Below are 15,913 nucleotides of genomic sequence, written 5' to 3' on the forward strand. Positions count from 1 at the left end.
CGACTGATGCCTCAGCCGGGCGGAATCACGCGCTCCCGTGCCGCGCTCGAAGACGGGGTTCGACGACGGCGAGCATCCGGTCGTGCGTTTCCGGGTCCGCTGAGATGACCAGCCCGCGACCCGTGTGGAGGGCGTTGCCGCCGAGGTCGCTGACGACGCAGCCCGCCGCCTCGCAGGGCGCGATGCCCGCCGCGAAGTGCAGGTTGTCCCGGAGGCGCCCATCCGAGATGTGGGCCGACCGGCGCCCCGCGGCGACCCAGGCCACACCGGCGCCGTTCGGTGCGCTCGCTTCCGGAGCGGCCGAGTTCTTCGCCGATCCGTGCGTCATCCGGACGGTGCTCGGAGAGGACTTCCAGAATGGCCGTCTCGGCGTCGATGTCGGTCTGGGTCGCGAAGTCCGTGGATGACTTGGCGAACCGGGTCTGGTCGTCGCCATACGTGCGCGCGACCACCTCCGCACCGGCCCGGGCGGCGGCGACGGCGACCTCGGCGTCAGTCAGCTCCATGCATGGACTGTGGCCTCAACGGTTCGCACGCGCCGCTCGGGTCGGCGTCACACGGCAGTGCCGTCCGCCCGCCGGGGATCATCGCGGCCGGGGTCCACAGCCGCCTCGTTCGTGGCCGCGGGGTGCGCATCGTCCACGGCGGTCCGCTCGTCCGCCGCCCGCGCGGCGACGCGTTCGTCCTCGTCGACGTGACCGTCCTGGTCGTCGCTGCTCGCATGGCGGGCGCGAGTCGTCTCGGTCGACACGTCGGGGTCGACGTCCGCCGCACGGCGGGCGTGCTCATCCGCTTCCTCCTGGAGGTGAGCCGCACGATCCGCGCGTTCGGCTCGTTCGCGCGCCAGCCGATCCGCTTCCAGCCTGGCGCGCTCGGCGGATGCCTCGGCCTCGGCGGCGTTCGACTCGGCGGCGAGCCGGGCGGCCTCGGCCTGCGAGGCCGCGGCGGCCTGCTCGCGGGCGTCCCGGGCCGTCTCGTCCGACTTCTCCCGAAGCTCAGCCGCACGACGGCGATCGGCCTCCGCCCGCGCCTCGGCCCGGCGCCGCGACGTGGCCCAGACCACGACGGCGACGATGATCGCGACCACGACGATCGCGACGACGATCCAGATCCAGATGCTCGTATCCATGAGTGATTCCACCCTTTCGGCGACAGCATCATTCAACGAGCCGGCGCGCGCGCCGGACAAGGGGTTGTGCCGGGGCCGTTTCTCTGCGTCGGTGCGCCGATGTCGGCCTCGTCGGATCCCGGTCCGACGTCGAGGCGCGCGGTGTCTACTCCGCGGTGGGCAGGGCCGGATATGACATGGGGTAGATGCCGATCGTGAACCCGTAGACGGTCTCGCCCGACCTCGGCAACCGGTCGAACGATTCGACCAGTTCGGCCATCCGGTCCCAGAACTCGGAGGCCTGATCCTCCGAGATCCGCGCATGCCGGATGAAGCCCCAGAGCCTTCCCTGCTCGAAGGCCGTCGCCGACTCGCGTGCCGCGACCTCGAAGTCGTTGAAGTCGCCCGAGGCCTCCCCGCCGGCGGATGACGACTCGGCCGCCACGTAGAACATGCGCGCCGTTCGCCCGTAGAAGCGCTCCTCGATCGCCCGCACCTTCCGCGTCCGCACCACTTGGAGCAGGCCGTTGCGGGCGAGCACGTCCACGTGATGCGCGATCGTGCTCTTGGGGCGCCCGATGGCCTCCGCGAGCTCGCTGACCGTCGCAGCCCGCTCGTGGAGGAGCTGCAGGATCGTGGTGCGGACCGGGTGCCCGATGGCTCTCACCTGCGCGGGATCGGTCAGTGCCATCCGATCGGCGAGCGCGTAGTCCGGAGGGTTGTCCGCCATGATCGAACAGACTAGCATCATGGAATAATCCAAAACAGTCGATCATTCGGAGAGGGAAGCCGCTGACATGGCCGAAGTGCTGCTCTACCACCACATCCAGGGGCTGACCGACGGCGTCCGGGCCTTCGCCGACGACCTGCGACGCGACGGCCACACCGTGCACGCGCCCGACCTGTTCGACGGCCGCACGTTCGGCAGCATCGAGGAGGGGTTCGCGTTCGCGCGTGAAGCCGGGTTCGACGCGATCCGCGAGCGCGGCGCCGCCGCAGCCGCGGCGCTCGGCCCCGACCTCGTCTACGCCGGGCTCTCCTTCGGCGTGACGATCGCGCAGCGACTCGCGCAGACGCGGCCGGGTGCCCGCGGGGCGCTCCTCATGCTCTCCTGCATCCCCGTCTCGGAGTTCGGGGGAACTTGGCCCGAGGGCGTGCCGGTGCAGATCCACGGCAAGGAGGGCGACGAGTTCTTCGACGAGGACCTGCCCGCCGCGCGCGAACTGGTCGGCTCGACGAACGACGCCGAACTGTTCGTCTACCCCGGTGACGAGCACCTGTTCGTCGATTCCTCGCTCGAGGCGTACGACCCCGAGGCATCCGCCCTGCTCCTGGAGCGGGTGAAGGCGTTCCTCGCCGCGGTCTGACCGCGAGGCGGTCGGTGCCTGCGAGGATGGCTCCATGACACTGCCGACTCCGACGTTGCACACCGAGCGCCTGCGACTCCGTCCGTTCACGGAGGCCGACGGCGACGAGCTCTTCGAGCTGCTGAGCGACGCGGAGGTGCTGCGCTATTGGGACTCCCCGCCGTGGGTCGACCGGGCCTCGATCGCCCGCTTCATGGACGGATGCCGACGCATGGCGGAAGAGGGCAGCGGTGCGCGCGTGGCGATCGAACGCGTCGCCGACCAGGCGTTCGTCGGTTGGTGCACGTTCAACGGCTGGAACCCCGACTTTCGAAGCGCCTCCCTGGGGTACTGCTTCACCAAGGCCGCCTGGGGCCACGGCTACGCGACGGAGTCGGCGCGCGCGATGCTCGAGTGGGCCTTCGACGCGCTCGATCTCAATCGCGTGCAGTCCGAGACCGACACGCGCAACGCGGCGTCGGCCCGAGTGCTCGAGAAGCTCGGCTTCGTGCGCGAGGGAACGCTGCGAGAGGACTGCATCGTCAACGGCGATGTGTCCGACACCTGGGTCTACGGACTGCTGAGGCGCGACTGGGAGGGCTGAGATGCGCGGCGATCCAGCGACGGCGACGGCCGAGGTGCGCGAGCGCTATCGTTCGCGTGCCGCCGAGTACACCGAACTGCTCGGGTCGGTCGACGCCATGGCCGCCCCCGACCGCGACCTGATCGCTCACTGGGCGACGATGATCGAGGGCCCGGCGATCGACGCGGGCTGCGGACCGGGACACTGGACGAGGTTCATCGCCGACCACGGCGTCGCGGTCGAGGGCGTCGACATGGTGCCCGAGTTCATCGAGGGCGCAACCGAGCGATTCCCCGACGTGACGTTCCGGCTCGGCAGGATCGAATCGCTTCCCGCCGACGACGGCGCGCTCGGTGGCGTGCTCGCCTGGTACTCGGTCATCCACACCGAACCCGAGCAGGTGCCCGCGATCCTCGGCGAGTTCGCGCGCGTTCTCCGCCCGCGCGGCGAGCTGCTCATCGGCTTCTTCGAGGGCCCTCGACTGGAGCCGTTCGATCACGCCGTGGTCACCGCGTACTTCTGGCCCGTGCCCGAGATGCGGTCCGCGCTCGAGGTCGCGGGTTTCGAGGTGGTCGCGGTGCACACGCGAACCGACCCCGGCCGTCGTCCGTACGGTGCGATTCTCGCCCGACGTCGGTGAGACGGCGGCGAACGGAGCAGCGTCCGGGCTGAGCACGGCGTGCCGCCGCCCCTGCCCGGCGTGTCGGCCGGTCTGTCATCCGATGCGCGGTCGACCGGTCAGCGCCCTTGGCGCTTCTTGTAGGGCTTGGGCTGACCCTTCACGATCGGGGCGCGGCCCCTGCCCTTCGACGCCTTCGCCTTGCCGCCGGCCTTGACCGGGGGCCCCGCGGCGGGCTGCGGCGCCGCAGCGATCTCGGCCAGGGCCTCGGGCAGGAAGGCCGCCCCGAACTCCGTCAGGCGGGTCGGCTTCTGCCGGGTGAACAGCGGGCGCCCGAGCTCGGTCTCGAGCTTCTCGATCGACGAGTGGAGGGAAGCGAGGGGGATGCCGAGCGAGTCGGCGGCACGTGGGAAGTGCAGCTCCTCGGCCACGGCGACGAACCGTCGAAGCTGGGTGATGTTCACGCGAAGCCTTCCGTCGAGCCGAGCGTTCCGCGGCCGACTTCAGGTTATGCGATGGTCCTGAACATGCCTCGCCCGAGCGACAGTCGGTCGACAATAACCCGTGCTGACATATACAGTTTATGTAAGTACTAGTTTTTCATCGACAGCGAGGACGAAATGACCGACCACAACACCGCTCGATTCACCGGGCGAACCGCCATCGTGACCGGGGCCGGGTCCGGCATCGGATGGGCGACGGCTCAGATCCTCGCGCGTGCGGGCGCGACAGTCGTCGCAAACGACGTCGCCGAGGACCGATTGCACGACCTGATCGCCGATCTCGGCGACTTCGATCTCCGCGTCGTCACCGGCGATCTCACGCAGGAGGCGACCGTGGGCGAGCTCCTCGGAGCAGCCGACGGCCGGGTCGACGTGCTCGCCAACATCGCCGGCGTCATGGACGGCGTCGTACCCGCCGACGAGGTCGACGACGCCACGTGGCAGCGCATCTTCGACATCAACGTGACCGCAGTGCTTCGCACGACCCGCGCGGTGATTCCACTGATGCGGAGCCGGTCGTCGGGTGCGATCGTGAACATCGCCTCCGAAGCCGCGCTTCGCGGCTCTGTCGGCGGTGCCGCGTATACGGCGTCGAAGCATGCGGTCGTCGGTCTGACGAAGAGCTGCGCAGTGATGTACGGGCCGCAGGGAATCCGCACGAATGCGGTCGCGCCGGGCGCGGTGGTCACGGGGCTCGATATGTCCGTGAAGTCGGAGTACGGCCCCGGTCGCGTCGGCCCGATCATGCAGGCGACGATGTCGCCCCCGGCGAGCGCCGAGCAGATCGCGAGCACTGTTGCGTGGCTCGCGAGCGACGCGGCTGCGAACATCAACGGTGTCGTCCTCGCATCCGACGGCGGCTGGTCCGCAGCCTGATCTGCTCCCGCCATCGGGGCGGGTCCGTGATCGGCCTCGGCCTATGCTGGAGCTGAGCTTTGAGGAGGGTGCCGTGGCGGATGACTCGGCGCTGCCCGCACTTCCCGCCGAGCTCGCGCTCGCTTGGGGCAGAGCACCGACCGCCCAGCGCGGGCCGAGGCGCGAGTACAGCCTCGACCAGGTACTCGACGCGGCGCTCGCCATCGCGGACGCCGACGGCATCGATGCGGTGACCATGCCGGCCGTCGCCGCCTCGCTCAGCCTCACCGCGATGTCGCTCTATCGATACGTCGGATCGAAGGACACGCTCGTCCTCCTCCTCCAGGAGCGGGCCACCGGCGCGCCACCGGCCGCGGTGGCCCGCGCGGAGGGGTGGCGCGCCAAGCTCGAGGCGCACGCTTCGGCATCGGCCGAGGTCTACCGGCGCCACCCGTGGATGCTGGACATCCCGATCCGGGGCATCACGAGCACGCCGAACAACCTCGCCTGGTTCGACGCGGGGTTGGCGGCGCTCGACGGAACCGGGTTGACCGAGCAGGAGCGCATCGCCGTCGTGCTCGAGGTGACGGGCCACGCCCGGTTCCACGCCGCAATCGAGCGGGGATACCAGCAGCGAGCCGGGGCGACGGGCGAGGAACCCCTGCAGGTGGTCGAGGCGGAGGCTCGGCTGCTGGCACAGCTCGTCACTGCCCGACGATTCCCGGCGTTGCATGCGGCGCTCACCAGCGGTGCTCTCGTCGACACGTCCTTCGACAGCGCTGAATTCGGCCTGGCTCGGCTCCTCGACGGTGTCGAACACAGCATCGTTCGCTCGGCGAACGGTCCGCGGCCGACCGCCCGATAGCGGTTGGCCGGAGAGCACCGGCCGGTCCGAGTCGCAGGGCGGGGTCGGCGGTTTGCCGTCGACAGCCCCGACCCGATAGGAAAGAGACCATGCTACGAGGCGGCAAGATCGGGCTCAGGGCCCGTCACGACGACGACATCCCGATTCTGCTGGCCGAACTGTTCGACGACCCGGTCAACTCCGCTCGCGCAGACGGCGGGCCGTGGCGCCCGCTGACGCCGGGCACGAAGGACCGCAGGCTCGTCGTGGACGACGCCGCCGAGGGGCTCGTGCAGTTCTCGATCGTCGAGCTCGAGGGCGAGAGCCTCATCGGGGCGGCGACCTTCTGGGGCATCGACACCCACAACCGCTCGGCGCACATCGGGCTCGGCCTGCTGCCGTCGACGCGGGGGAAGGGGTACGGCACCGACGTGGTCGCGACGCTCTGCCGCTACGGCTTCGCGTTCCGCGGCATGCACCGGCTGCAGATCGAGACGCTCGCCGACAATCATGCGATGCTGCGTGCCGCCGAGCGCAACGGCTTCGTGCGCGAGGGGGTGCTGCGCTCGTCGGCCTGGGTGGTCGGCGAACACCTCGACGAGGTGCTGCTCGGACTGCTCGCCGACGAGTGGCGCCAGCGCCAGCAGGACTAGCCGCGCCCCGCCTCCTCGCGCAGTCGCGGCTCGACGCGCTGGTCGGGGTGCACGCCCGCCTTGTCGGCGTAGAACGCCCGGATGCGATCCATGTCCGCGGCGACGTCGCCGGTCAGCGCGAACGTCGGACCGAGGCCGGTCGTCATCGTCGTGCGGTCGACGTAGCCGAGGGTCACGGGCATGCCGGCCTCGCGCGCGATGCGGTAGAAGCCCGACTTCCAGTACTCGTGCGCACCGCGGGTGCCGTCGGGCGTCACCACGAGGCCGAACACCTCGCCAGCGCGGATGCGTGCGACGACCTCGTCGACGACCCGGCTCGGATCGGCGCGATCGACGGGGATCCCGCCGAGCCCGCGCATGATCGGACCCCGCCAGCCCGCGAACAGGCTCTTCTTGCCGAGCCAGCGCACGTCGATGCCGAGCCGCCACGCGATGCCGAGCATGAGCACGAAGTCCCAGTTCGAGGTGTGCGGAGCGCCGATCAGCACGGTGGGTCGGGAGGGCGCGGGCTCGCCCCCGAGTGTCCACCGGCTCAGGGCCCAGTAGACGCGGGAGACGAGACGACGCAGCATCCCGCAAACGTATGCGACCGCATATGTCTGTGTCGGTATGCGTACGCCCCGGTATTCGACCCGGCCGAACTGCGGCAGGATGTCGCAGATGAGCAAACCCGTCACCGTGCACCTGCGCTACGAGATCGACGCCGACAAGCTCGCGGAGTTCCGCGAGTACGGGCAGCGATGGATCCGACTCGTCGATCGCCTCGGCGGCACCCACCACGGCTACTTCCTGCCGAGCGAGGGTGACAGCGACGAGGCGTTCGCATTGTTCACGTTCCCGTCGCTCGCCGCGTACGAGCAGTATCGCCGCGCCGCCGAAACCGACCCCGAGTGCGTCGAGGCGTACCGCTTCGCCGTCGAGACGAAGTGCATCCGCCGCTACGAGCGACGGTTCCTGGCGCCCGTCTTCGAATGAGGCATGGCCCGCCCGCGCGAGTGCGACCGCGACGCCCGAGCGCGCACGGCACGGCGCTCAGTCCTGACTAGGGTTGTCCGGTGACTGCAACTCTCGTGGCCCAGGGCCTCGCGGGCGGATATGCCCACCGGACGCTGTTCGACGACCTCGACCTCACGGTCGCACCGGGTGACGTGGTCGGCGTCGTCGGCGCCAACGGCGCGGGCAAGTCGACGCTCCTCGGCATCCTCGGCGGCGCGATCGCGCCGCTCGCCGGCACGGTGTCGCTGGCTCCCGCCGACGCCTTCGTCGGCTGGCTGCCGCAGGAGCACGAGCGGGTCGAGGGCGAGACGATCGCCCAGTACGTCGCCCGGCGCACGGGGTGCGCCGAGGCATCCGCCCGCCTGGATGCCGCGGCCGAACAGCTCGCGCTCGCCGAACCGCCCGTCGGGGTCGACCCGGGGGAGGAGTACTCGGTCGCGCTCGAGCGCTGGCTCGCCTCGGGGGCGGCCGACCTCGACGAGCGCCTGCCCGCGGTGCTCGCGGAGCTCGGGCTCGCGGTCGGCGACGGGGCGGTCGATGCCCACGCCGTCACGGCCGACTCGCTCATGACCGGCCTCTCGGGCGGGCAGGCGGCCCGGGTCGGCCTCGCCGCGCTCATCTGCTCGCGGTTCGACCTCGTGCTGCTCGACGAGCCCACCAACGACCTCGACCTCGACGGCCTGGCCCGGCTCGAGGCGTTCGTCGCGGGCCTCCGCGGCGGGGTCGTCCTCGTCAGCCACGACCGCGAGTTCCTCGCGCGCACCGTGACGAAGGTGCTCGAGCTCGACCTCGCGCAGCACTCCAACCGCCTCTACGGCGGCGGCTACGACGCGTACCTCGAGGAGCGCGAGACCGTGCGCCGGCACGCGCGCGAGGACTACGAGGAGTTCGCCGCGAAGAAGGCCGACCTCGTCTCCCGGGCACGGGTGCAGCGCGAATGGTCGAGCCAGGGCGTGCGCAACGCCATGAAGAAGTCGCCCGACAACGACAAGATCCGCCGCAAGGCGGCCACCGAGTCGAGCGAGAAGCAGGCGCAGAAGGTGCGCCAGATGGAGAGCCGCATCGCCCGCCTCGACGAGGTCGAGGAGCCGCGGAAGGAGTGGAAGCTCGAGTTCACGATCGGGCAGGCGCCGAGGTCGTCGTCCGTCGTCGCGACCCTCGATGCGGCATCGGTCACGCGGGGCGACTTCACGCTCGGACCGGTCTCGCTGCAGGTGCAGGCCGGCGACCGCATCGGCATCACCGGTCCGAACGGGGCAGGCAAGTCGACGCTCCTCGGCCTCCTCCTCGGTCGCATCGCGCCCGACGCCGGGCGTGCGAGCCTCGGATCCTCGGTCGCGATCGGCGAGATCGACCAGGCCCGGTCGCAGCTCGCCGGTCGCACGCCGCTCGCCGACGCGTTCGAGCTGCTCGTGCCCGAACTCAGCTCGGGCGAGGTGCGCACCCTGCTCGCGAAGTTCGGGCTGAAGGCCGACCACGTGCTGCGGCCGGTCGACGACCTCTCGCCCGGCGAGCGGACACGCGCGGGCATGGCACTGCTGCAGGCGCGCGGCGTCAACGTGCTCGTGCTCGACGAGCCCACGAACCACCTCGACCTTCCCGCGATCGAACAGCTCGAACAGGCGCTCGAGGGCTACGAGGGCACGCTGCTGCTCGTCACGCACGATCGGCGGATGCTCGAACACGTGCAGCTCGACCGGCGCTGGCGCGTCGAGGGTGGGCGGGTCGCCGAGGCCTGAGGGATCGGCGATCTTCGCGGCCGCGTGCAAGACTCTCGGCACGGGTGACACAAGCATGGTGTGAGGAATGCCGATGCCGCCGTCGCCGTCGAGACGACCGAGGGAGTCGCGATGCCAGCGAGCGCCGACCCGCCTGTCACGCCCGACGTCGAGGCCGCGGTGCGCGACGACGTCGCCTGGTTCACGGGTCTCGTGCGCGCGCACTCGACCGCACTCGTGCGCTACTTCGCCCGGCGCGGGCCCCGTCAGGACGCGGAGGATCTCGCCGCCGAGGTGTTCGCCACGGCCTGGCGGCGGCGCGACGACGTTCCGCAGGGCGCTGAGCTTCCCTGGCTCTACCGCACGGCCGGGTTCACCCTCGCGAACCACCGGCGCAAGCACGTCGACCTCCCCGTCGAGGAGGTGCCGGAGGCCGGACGACCTCGCGTCGCCGACGATCCCGAGCTCAGTGCGCTCTTCGACGCCGAGCTGCGCGGCGCCCTCGCGAGCGTCGGCGAGCGCGATCGCCGCATCCTGCTGCTGCACGCGTGGGAGGGGCTCGATGGCGAACAGCTCGCCGAGGTGCTCGGCATCTCGCGATCGGGCGCGGACGCCGCACTCTCACGTGCCCGCAAACGCCTTCGCGAGGCGTGGGGCGAGCGTCTGACCTTCTGATCCTGCCGCGCTCGCGTGCCGGGGGCGCGCCGTGCAAGGTCCGACGGGTCCGAGACATATGCGATGTGTACCCACCACGGAGGCTGATCGACATGAACGACGACCGCGAACGCGACCCGAACGGGCCCGGCGAGCGCGAGCCCGAAGACGAGTTCGGGTCCGACGACGAGTTCGAGCGCGAAGGCGAGCTCGCGTCCGACGGCGAGCGCGAGCGCGACGGCGAGCGCGGGTCCGACGACGAGTTCGAGCGCGAGCTGCCCGCCGACGAGGCATCCGACCCGGTGGCGCTGCTGCGCGCAGCCGACCCGGCCGCAGGCGTCGAACCGCGCGACGGGTTCGCCGACGACATCGTCGCCGGCGTGCTGGCGGACACCGCGGTGCCGTCGGCCGCGGTGGACGCGGAAGCCGGAGGTGCGACGCCCGACCGCGGCGGAACCACCCCCGTCGCCGACCTCCGAGCCGAGCGCGCGCGCCGCAGGCCGCGGTGGATCGCGATCGCAGCCGTCGCGGCCTCGCTCGCGATCGTCGGAGGGGCCGGCTACGCCGCAGGTGCGGGACTCAACGGCGCCTCGACGCTCGCAGGTTCCGCTGCCCCGCCCATCTCCCTGCCCGGCGCCGGTGATAGCGGCAGTGAATCGAGCGGTGCCGCCGACCGGCCGGTGACCGAGCAGGCGCCGGCCGTCGGCGGCGCATTCGACGCCTCCGGCAAGATGTCGGCCGACATGGCGTACCCGTACGGGTACGGGTACGGCCGCAACGTCTTCAGCGCATCGGGCCTCTCGACCGAGTCGGGCACCGCGGCCGGCTACGGCTACGACCCGCGCTCCGCATCGAACGCAGAGACGGTCTCCGCGCTCGCCGCGGCGCTCGGCGTCGAGGGCGCGCCCGAGCTCAAGGACGGGGCATGGATCGCCGGTCCGCAGGACGGCACCGGTCCCTCGGTGTCGGTCGGGCTCGACGGCACCCTGAGCTTCTGGTTCATGAACCCCGCGCTCGACCCGTGGGCCGAGTGCAACAAGCTCCTCGAGGGCGCGACCGAGCCGGCTGCGCCGGTCGAGCCGTGCGAGCCCGCCGTGCCCGACCTGCCGAGCGACGCCGCAGCGGCCGATGCGCTGCGGTCGCTCATCGCCGCAGCCGGCGGAGACCCCGGCGCGTTCGAGTACACGACGGACAACAACTACGAGGGCGCGTTCACCCGGTCGGCGCAGGCCTGGCCCGTGGTCGACGGCCAGCGCCTCGACCAGGCATGGTCGATCGAACTGACGCCGCAGGGCACGTACAGCGCGAGCGGCTTCCTCGCCCCTGTCGTGCGTCTCGGCGACTACGAGATCGTGAGCGAGCAGGAGGCGTTCGAGCGCCTCTCCGACCCCCGGTTCGGCGCGCAGATGACCGCGATGCCCTACGCCGTCGCGGAGGGCGACTCCGTGGCGACCCCCGACGTCTACACGCCGCCGACCGAGCCGCCCGCGACCCCCGCCGACGGCGCGCACATCTCGTGGCCGGTGAACGAGGTCGAGATCGTCGACGCCCGACTCGGACTCGCGAGCCAATGGCAGCCCGACGGCAGCGTGCTCGTCGTGCCGGCGTACGAGTTCACGGACGCGGACGGCGGCACCTGGTCGATGATCGCGGTCGCCGACTCCGAGCTCGACTTCTCGGCCGAGTCGTGAGTGCACGATGACGGGCGGCCCCTTCCGGGCCGCCCGTCGTCGTGCGAGGCTGGACGCATGCCCGAGTCACCAGAGGTGCAGGCGCTCGCCGACAAGCTCGACGAGCGACTTCGCGGTCACGAGATCACGGCGGTCGACGTCGTCGAGTTCCGCACGGTGAAGACGCGCACGGCGCCGCCGACATCGCTCGTCGGCGAACGCGTCGAGGGGGTGTCGCGTCACGGCAAGCTGCTCGACCTCGTGCTCGGAACGGGCCACCTCGTGGTCTCGCTCGGGCGGCACGGCTGGGCGCGCTACGGATCCGACGACGAGGTGGATGCCTCCGGCGACGGCCGGCCGCCCGCACTCGCGATCGTCGAGTTCGACGACGGCACCGCTGTCGAGTTCACCGATGCCGGCGAGTGGGTCTCGCTCGGGCTCTGGGTCGTCGACGACCCCATTGCGGTGCCGGCGGTGGCGAAGCTCGGGCCCGATCCGGCCGATCCCGAGTTCACCCGGGCCGACTTCGACGCCGCCGTCGAGGGGCGACGCAAGCAGGTGAAGGCCGTGCTGCAAGAGCAGGAGTCGATCGCGGGCATCGGCAACGCATACTCCGACGAGATCCTGCACGCCGCGAAGCTCTCGCCCGTCAAGCACGCGGCGGCGCTCGACGAGACGGCGCTCGACGGGCTGTTCGCGAGCACGGTCGGAGTCGTCAACCGGGCGATCGATGATCGGCGGGGTGTGCCGATCGACCGCCTCAAAGCGGAGAAGGTCGCCGCCATGCGCGTGCACGGCCGGGCGGGCGAAGCGTGCCCGGTCTGCGGCGACACGGTGCGCGACTTCACGTTCGCGAGCACGACGGCGCAGTACTGCCCGACGTGCCAGACCGGCGGCGAGGTACTGCCGCTGCGCTGAGCGGGCACCCTCTCGTTGCGGCGTCGAAGCGTCGGGCGGGCGGCTCAGGCTGCGAACGGGGCGTGGGCGATGCGGACGCGGCTCGTCGCATCGGGCGCGGCGGTGAACCGGCCGGGCTGCCCCTCGGGCGTCAGGTACTGCACGCGGATGCCTCGGCCCACCCGGGTGAGCTTCGTCACCTCGTAGGCGCGGCCGGTGGAGCTCACGAGCGTGTCGCCGACACGAAGTTCGCGAGTCTGCCGCAGTTCCGTGACCTCCATGTTGAGATGATCTCAGCACCCACCGACATCGCATCCCGGGACCGTTCCGCGTTCGGCGTACGGGAGGCCTCGGGCCGGGCACGGGGTGTTCCGTCGTTCTCGGTCGAGCGGCGAGCACGTCGGCCGACTGGGCAAGGATCGGTGCGCGCCCGAGCTCGATATGGGCGTAGGCGAGCGAGCCGGCGAGCTCGGCATTGCCCGCGAGGAGGGCCTCTCAGAGCCGTTCGTGCTCGTGCGCCTGCTCGTCGTCGCGGATCGCCGGCGATGATCGCGTGCAGGAGAGCGCGATGGACGCGATGGGCGAGCGCCTCCTCCCAGTGCTGGTTGATGGTGCCCGCTCAGCCCGCAACCGGGAAGACGGGCGGGAAGAGCTCGTCGGGCGTGCCGTGCCGGGCGTCGCGCTCGCTGTAGCCCGCGCGCAGCTTCGCGAACAGCCGTTTCGTGTCGGCGCGCACCGCGTCGAGGTCCACACCGGGCACCCGGCCGTCGCGCATGACGACGCGGCCGGCGACCATCGTCAGGCACGCGTCGCGCGCGGTGCCGTTGAGCACGAGCGTGCGGATCGGGTCTTCGGTCGGCCCCATCCGCACATCGTCGAGGCGGAACGCGGTGAGGTCTGCGGTCGCACCCGCCTCGATCCGTCCGAGGTCGGGCCGGTGCAGCGCCCGCGCGCCGCCGAGGGTGGCTGCGTCGACGTAGGCGGCGATGTCGCCCTTCGCGAGGTCGCCGTGCTGCACCTTCGCGGCGGAGACGCCCGTGTCGATCCCGCGGATGAGGTCGGGCGGGAACGAGTCGGTGCCGAGCGCGAAGTTGACGCCCGCGTCGCGGTAGCGCGCGAAGTCCCAGAGCTCGGCCCCGTACCGGGCGTTCGTGAGTGCGCAGTGCACGATCGAGACGCCGGCCTCGGCGAGGCGGCCGAGGTCGCCGCGGTCTTCGCCGTGCACGAGGGGGTGCACGTCGATGACGACGGCGTGGGGCACGATCACGCGATCGTGCAGCAGGCCGTGCTCCTCCAGGTGGTCGAGCGGCGTGCGCCCGTACCGGGCGATCACGTACTCGCGCTCGAACTCGCCCTGCAGGGCGTGGATGCGCACGAGTGCGTCGCGCGCCTCGGCGGCGGCGGCCGTCGCCTCCATGAGCTCGGCGGAGAGGGTCTCGATGCGACAGGGCAGGAAGACGCCGGTCAGCAGCGGGTCGTCGAGCTCGCGGATGCCATCCACGAATCGGATCGCGTCGGCGAGGCCCGCGCGACCCTCCTCCTCGATGAATCGGATGTCGCGGGCACCGGTCTCGTCGACGACGGGCACGCCCGATCGATACGACGGTCCGAGGAACCCGCGCAACCCGATCCGGCTCGAGAACTCGGCCATCGCGAAGAGGTCGTCGGCCGACTCCGCCCATGCGGAGTGCACCTCGGAGGCGATGGGCATGTAGCTCGTGATGCCGTGCAGCGCGAGCTGCACGAGCGCGATCTCGCGGATGCGACGGCGCTCGGCCTCGGTGAACACGTGCGCTCGCCGGTCGAAGTACTCGGTCGACCACTGCAGGCGGGGGCCGTCCTCGCCGCTCGACCACGAGTCGAGGATGAGGTGGTCGATGTCGGTGAGCGCATCCAGATCGATGAGCCCCGGCATGACGAGGCTCTCGCCGAGGTCGATGCGCTCGTCGACCTCCAGGTCGCGCGCGCCGACGGCGGGACCGGCGTACACGATGCGATCGCCCTCGGTCACGACGGCACCGTCTCTGATCTCGGTGTGGCTCGTGCCGTCGAAGGCGAGCAGGTGATCGGCGGTGATCAGCGTGCGCACGGGTATCCTCTCGAAATATTTGGTATACAAAAGATATCACCATGGTCAATCCTGGGGTCACACTCCTGCGAAATCGCGTCCGATGCTGGAAAGTGTGAAGTTCTTTTGGTATACGAAAAGCCTTGGTGTCGCCACGAAAGGAACTCCAGCATGCTCATCCGTGACGTCCGCCCCTGGGGCGGCGACCCCGTCGACCTCGTCATCCACGGCTCGCGCATCAGCGGGATCCGGCCCCACGACGCCGCCGCGGCCACCGAGGCGGACACGGTCGACGGTCGGGGCCGCCTCGCGCTGCCCGCGTTCAGCGACGTGCACGTGCACCTCGACTCGAGCCGCATCGGCCTGCCGTTCCGCCCGCACACGGGTCGGCCCGGTGTCTGGGGCATGATAATGAACGACCGGGAGAACTGGCGCAGCACCGACGTGCCCCACGACGAGATCGTCGCCGGCACTCTCGAGCAGATGATCGCGAACGGCACGACCCGGGTGCGGTCGTACGCGCAGGTCGACGTCGACTGCAGGCTCGAGAAGTTCGACGCGGTCGTCGCCGCGAAGGAGAAGTTCGCCGCGCACGCCGACGTGCAGGTCATGACCTTTCCGCAGGCCGGCATCCTGCGCGAGGCGGGCACCGTCGAGCTCCTCGAGGAGTCGCTCAAGCAGGGCGCCGACGTCATGGGCGGCATCGACCCGAGCCAGCTCGACCGCGACCCGGCGAAGCACCTCGACATCGTGTTCGGCCTCGCCGAGAAGTACCAGGTCGAGATCGACATCCACCTGCACGAGCCGGGTGAGCTCGGCGTGTTCAGCACCGAGCTCGTGCTCGAGCGCACGCGCGCGCTCGGCATGCAGGGCAGGGTCACGATGTCGCACGCGTACGATCTCGGCTCGGTGTCCGAGGCGGTCAGCCGCCGCCTCATCGACGAGTTCGCCGATCTCGACATCGCGATGGCCACCGTCGCGCCGTCGACGACGGGCCACCTGCGGCTCGTCGACCTCGCGGCGGCGGGCGTGCGCGTCGGCCTCGGCGAAGACGGCCAGCGCGACTACTGGAGCCCGTACGGCAACTGCGACATGCTCGACCGCACCTGGCAGCTCGCGTTCGTCAACGGGTTCCGCCGCGACGACCACATCGAGCTCGCGCTCGCCGTGGCGACCATGGGCGGCGCGAGCATCATGTCGCATGATTCGCCCCGCGTCACGGGTGTCGGCGACCGCCCCGGCGTCGCCGTCGGCGACCGCGCCGACCTCGTGCTCGTCGACGGTGAGACGCCCACGAGCGCGGTCATGGACCGGGGTCGCGACCGCACCGTCATCCACGACGGCCGCGTCGTCGCCGATGGCCTCCGTGTCGTCGGCGCCTGAGCGGCGGGCCGGGCGC

Annotated in this window: 19 protein-coding genes; 12 read left to right on the plus strand and 7 right to left on the minus strand. The window is 71.1% G+C overall.

Going from position 1 to position 15,913, the window contains the following annotated elements:
- Positions 1 to 11 precede the first annotated feature (11 nt).
- From ACFWGP_RS16380 to ACFWGP_RS16390, 3 genes are all read right to left on the minus strand, one after another.
- The gene (locus ACFWGP_RS16380) at positions 12 to 506 is read right to left on the minus strand and encodes an inositol monophosphatase family protein (RefSeq protein WP_376931370.1); all 495 of its coding nucleotides are present in this window, start codon (positions 504 to 506) and stop codon (positions 12 to 14) included.
- A 47-nt stretch (positions 507 to 553) separates the two neighbouring features.
- Positions 554 to 1,129: a hypothetical protein gene (locus ACFWGP_RS16385; protein ID WP_376931371.1), complete on the minus strand. Its 576-nt coding sequence runs from the start codon at positions 1,127 to 1,129 to the stop codon at positions 554 to 556.
- A 145-nt stretch (positions 1,130 to 1,274) separates the two neighbouring features.
- Positions 1,275 to 1,838: an ArsR/SmtB family transcription factor gene (locus tag ACFWGP_RS16390; protein WP_376931372.1), complete on the minus strand. Its 564-nt coding sequence runs from the start codon at positions 1,836 to 1,838 to the stop codon at positions 1,275 to 1,277.
- 67 nt (positions 1,839 to 1,905) lie between these two features.
- Here ACFWGP_RS16390 and ACFWGP_RS16395 point away from each other — a divergent pair, with 67 nt between their 5' ends.
- The 3 genes from ACFWGP_RS16395 to ACFWGP_RS16405 are packed head-to-tail and all read left to right on the plus strand — an operon-like array spanning position 1,906 to position 3,677.
- Positions 1,906 to 2,475 (plus strand): dienelactone hydrolase family protein, encoded by a 570-nt coding sequence (locus ACFWGP_RS16395; RefSeq protein ID WP_376931373.1) that lies wholly within the window; start codon positions 1,906 to 1,908, stop codon positions 2,473 to 2,475.
- Between the two features lie 34 nt (positions 2,476 to 2,509).
- Entirely contained in the window at positions 2,510 to 3,058 is a 549-nt protein-coding gene (locus tag ACFWGP_RS16400; RefSeq protein WP_231430446.1) for a GNAT family N-acetyltransferase, read from the plus strand.
- 1 nt (position 3,059) lies between these two features.
- On the plus strand, positions 3,060 to 3,677 hold the full coding sequence (locus ACFWGP_RS16405; RefSeq protein ID WP_376931374.1) for a class I SAM-dependent methyltransferase: 618 nt from the start codon (positions 3,060 to 3,062) through the stop codon (positions 3,675 to 3,677).
- Positions 3,678 to 3,775: 98 nt separating this feature from the next.
- Here the strand turns inward: ACFWGP_RS16405 and ACFWGP_RS16410 are convergent, their stop codons facing one another.
- A complete protein-coding gene (locus tag ACFWGP_RS16410) occupies positions 3,776 to 4,120 on the minus strand; it encodes a LysR family transcriptional regulator (protein WP_376931375.1) in 345 nt (114 codons plus the stop codon).
- 156 nt (positions 4,121 to 4,276) lie between these two features.
- On the opposite strand from ACFWGP_RS16410, the gene ACFWGP_RS16415 reads away from it, so the two are divergent.
- The 3 genes from ACFWGP_RS16415 to ACFWGP_RS16425 all read left to right on the plus strand — a co-directional run bounded on the left by ACFWGP_RS16415 (position 4,277) and on the right by ACFWGP_RS16425 (position 6,511).
- Positions 4,277 to 5,035 carry an SDR family NAD(P)-dependent oxidoreductase gene (locus tag ACFWGP_RS16415; protein ID WP_376931376.1) on the plus strand — a complete coding sequence of 253 codons (759 nt, stop codon included), beginning with the start codon at positions 4,277 to 4,279 and terminating at the stop codon, positions 5,033 to 5,035.
- Positions 5,036 to 5,108: 73 nt separating this feature from the next.
- Positions 5,109 to 5,879, plus strand: a complete 771-nt coding sequence (locus ACFWGP_RS16420; RefSeq protein ID WP_376931377.1) for a TetR/AcrR family transcriptional regulator — start codon at positions 5,109 to 5,111, stop codon at positions 5,877 to 5,879.
- Positions 5,880 to 5,968: 89 nt separating this feature from the next.
- The gene (locus ACFWGP_RS16425) at positions 5,969 to 6,511 is read left to right on the plus strand and encodes a GNAT family N-acetyltransferase (protein WP_231430458.1); all 543 of its coding nucleotides are present in this window, start codon (positions 5,969 to 5,971) and stop codon (positions 6,509 to 6,511) included.
- On the opposite strand, the gene ACFWGP_RS16430 is transcribed toward ACFWGP_RS16425, so the two are convergent.
- Entirely contained in the window at positions 6,508 to 7,083 is a 576-nt protein-coding gene (locus tag ACFWGP_RS16430; RefSeq protein WP_275505658.1) for a 1-acyl-sn-glycerol-3-phosphate acyltransferase, read from the minus strand. The two genes, ACFWGP_RS16425 and ACFWGP_RS16430, sit on opposite strands and share 4 nt — an antisense overlap.
- 88 nt (positions 7,084 to 7,171) lie before the next feature.
- Between ACFWGP_RS16430 and ACFWGP_RS16435 the strand changes: the two genes are divergently transcribed.
- The 5 genes from ACFWGP_RS16435 to ACFWGP_RS16455 all read left to right on the plus strand — a co-directional run bounded on the left by ACFWGP_RS16435 (position 7,172) and on the right by ACFWGP_RS16455 (position 12,467).
- The gene (locus ACFWGP_RS16435; RefSeq protein ID WP_275505659.1) at positions 7,172 to 7,486 is read left to right on the plus strand and encodes an NIPSNAP family protein; all 315 of its coding nucleotides are present in this window, start codon (positions 7,172 to 7,174) and stop codon (positions 7,484 to 7,486) included.
- A gap of 80 nt (positions 7,487 to 7,566) precedes the next feature.
- The gene (locus ACFWGP_RS16440; protein ID WP_376931378.1) at positions 7,567 to 9,246 is read left to right on the plus strand and encodes an ABC-F family ATP-binding cassette domain-containing protein; all 1,680 of its coding nucleotides are present in this window, start codon (positions 7,567 to 7,569) and stop codon (positions 9,244 to 9,246) included.
- 111 nt (positions 9,247 to 9,357) lie between these two features.
- A complete protein-coding gene (locus tag ACFWGP_RS16445) occupies positions 9,358 to 9,900 on the plus strand; it encodes an RNA polymerase sigma factor (RefSeq protein ID WP_376931379.1) in 543 nt (180 codons plus the stop codon).
- 92 nt (positions 9,901 to 9,992) lie between these two features.
- Positions 9,993 to 11,570: a hypothetical protein gene (locus tag ACFWGP_RS16450; protein WP_376931380.1), complete on the plus strand. Its 1,578-nt coding sequence runs from the start codon at positions 9,993 to 9,995 to the stop codon at positions 11,568 to 11,570.
- Positions 11,571 to 11,627: 57 nt separating this feature from the next.
- Positions 11,628 to 12,467: a DNA-formamidopyrimidine glycosylase family protein gene (locus ACFWGP_RS16455; protein WP_376931381.1), complete on the plus strand. Its 840-nt coding sequence runs from the start codon at positions 11,628 to 11,630 to the stop codon at positions 12,465 to 12,467.
- Positions 12,468 to 12,511: 44 nt separating this feature from the next.
- On the opposite strand, the gene ACFWGP_RS16460 is transcribed toward ACFWGP_RS16455, so the two are convergent.
- Together ACFWGP_RS16460 and ACFWGP_RS16465 are read right to left on the minus strand one after the other, a co-directional pair.
- Positions 12,512 to 12,727, minus strand: coding sequence for a hypothetical protein (locus tag ACFWGP_RS16460; protein WP_231430465.1), 216 nt, complete (start codon positions 12,725 to 12,727; stop codon positions 12,512 to 12,514).
- A gap of 338 nt (positions 12,728 to 13,065) precedes the next feature.
- On the minus strand, positions 13,066 to 14,535 hold the full coding sequence (locus ACFWGP_RS16465; RefSeq protein WP_376931382.1) for a chlorohydrolase family protein: 1,470 nt from the start codon (positions 14,533 to 14,535) through the stop codon (positions 13,066 to 13,068).
- 150 nt (positions 14,536 to 14,685) lie between these two features.
- Here ACFWGP_RS16465 and ACFWGP_RS16470 point away from each other — a divergent pair, with 150 nt between their 5' ends.
- Entirely contained in the window at positions 14,686 to 15,897 is a 1,212-nt protein-coding gene (locus tag ACFWGP_RS16470) for an amidohydrolase family protein (RefSeq protein ID WP_376931383.1), read from the plus strand.
- Positions 15,898 to 15,913 lie beyond the last annotated feature (16 nt).

Origin of the sequence: Agromyces sp. NPDC127015, assembly GCF_042725165.1 — a bacterium.
GTDB lineage: Bacteria > Actinomycetota > Actinomycetes > Actinomycetales > Microbacteriaceae > Agromyces > Agromyces chromiiresistens.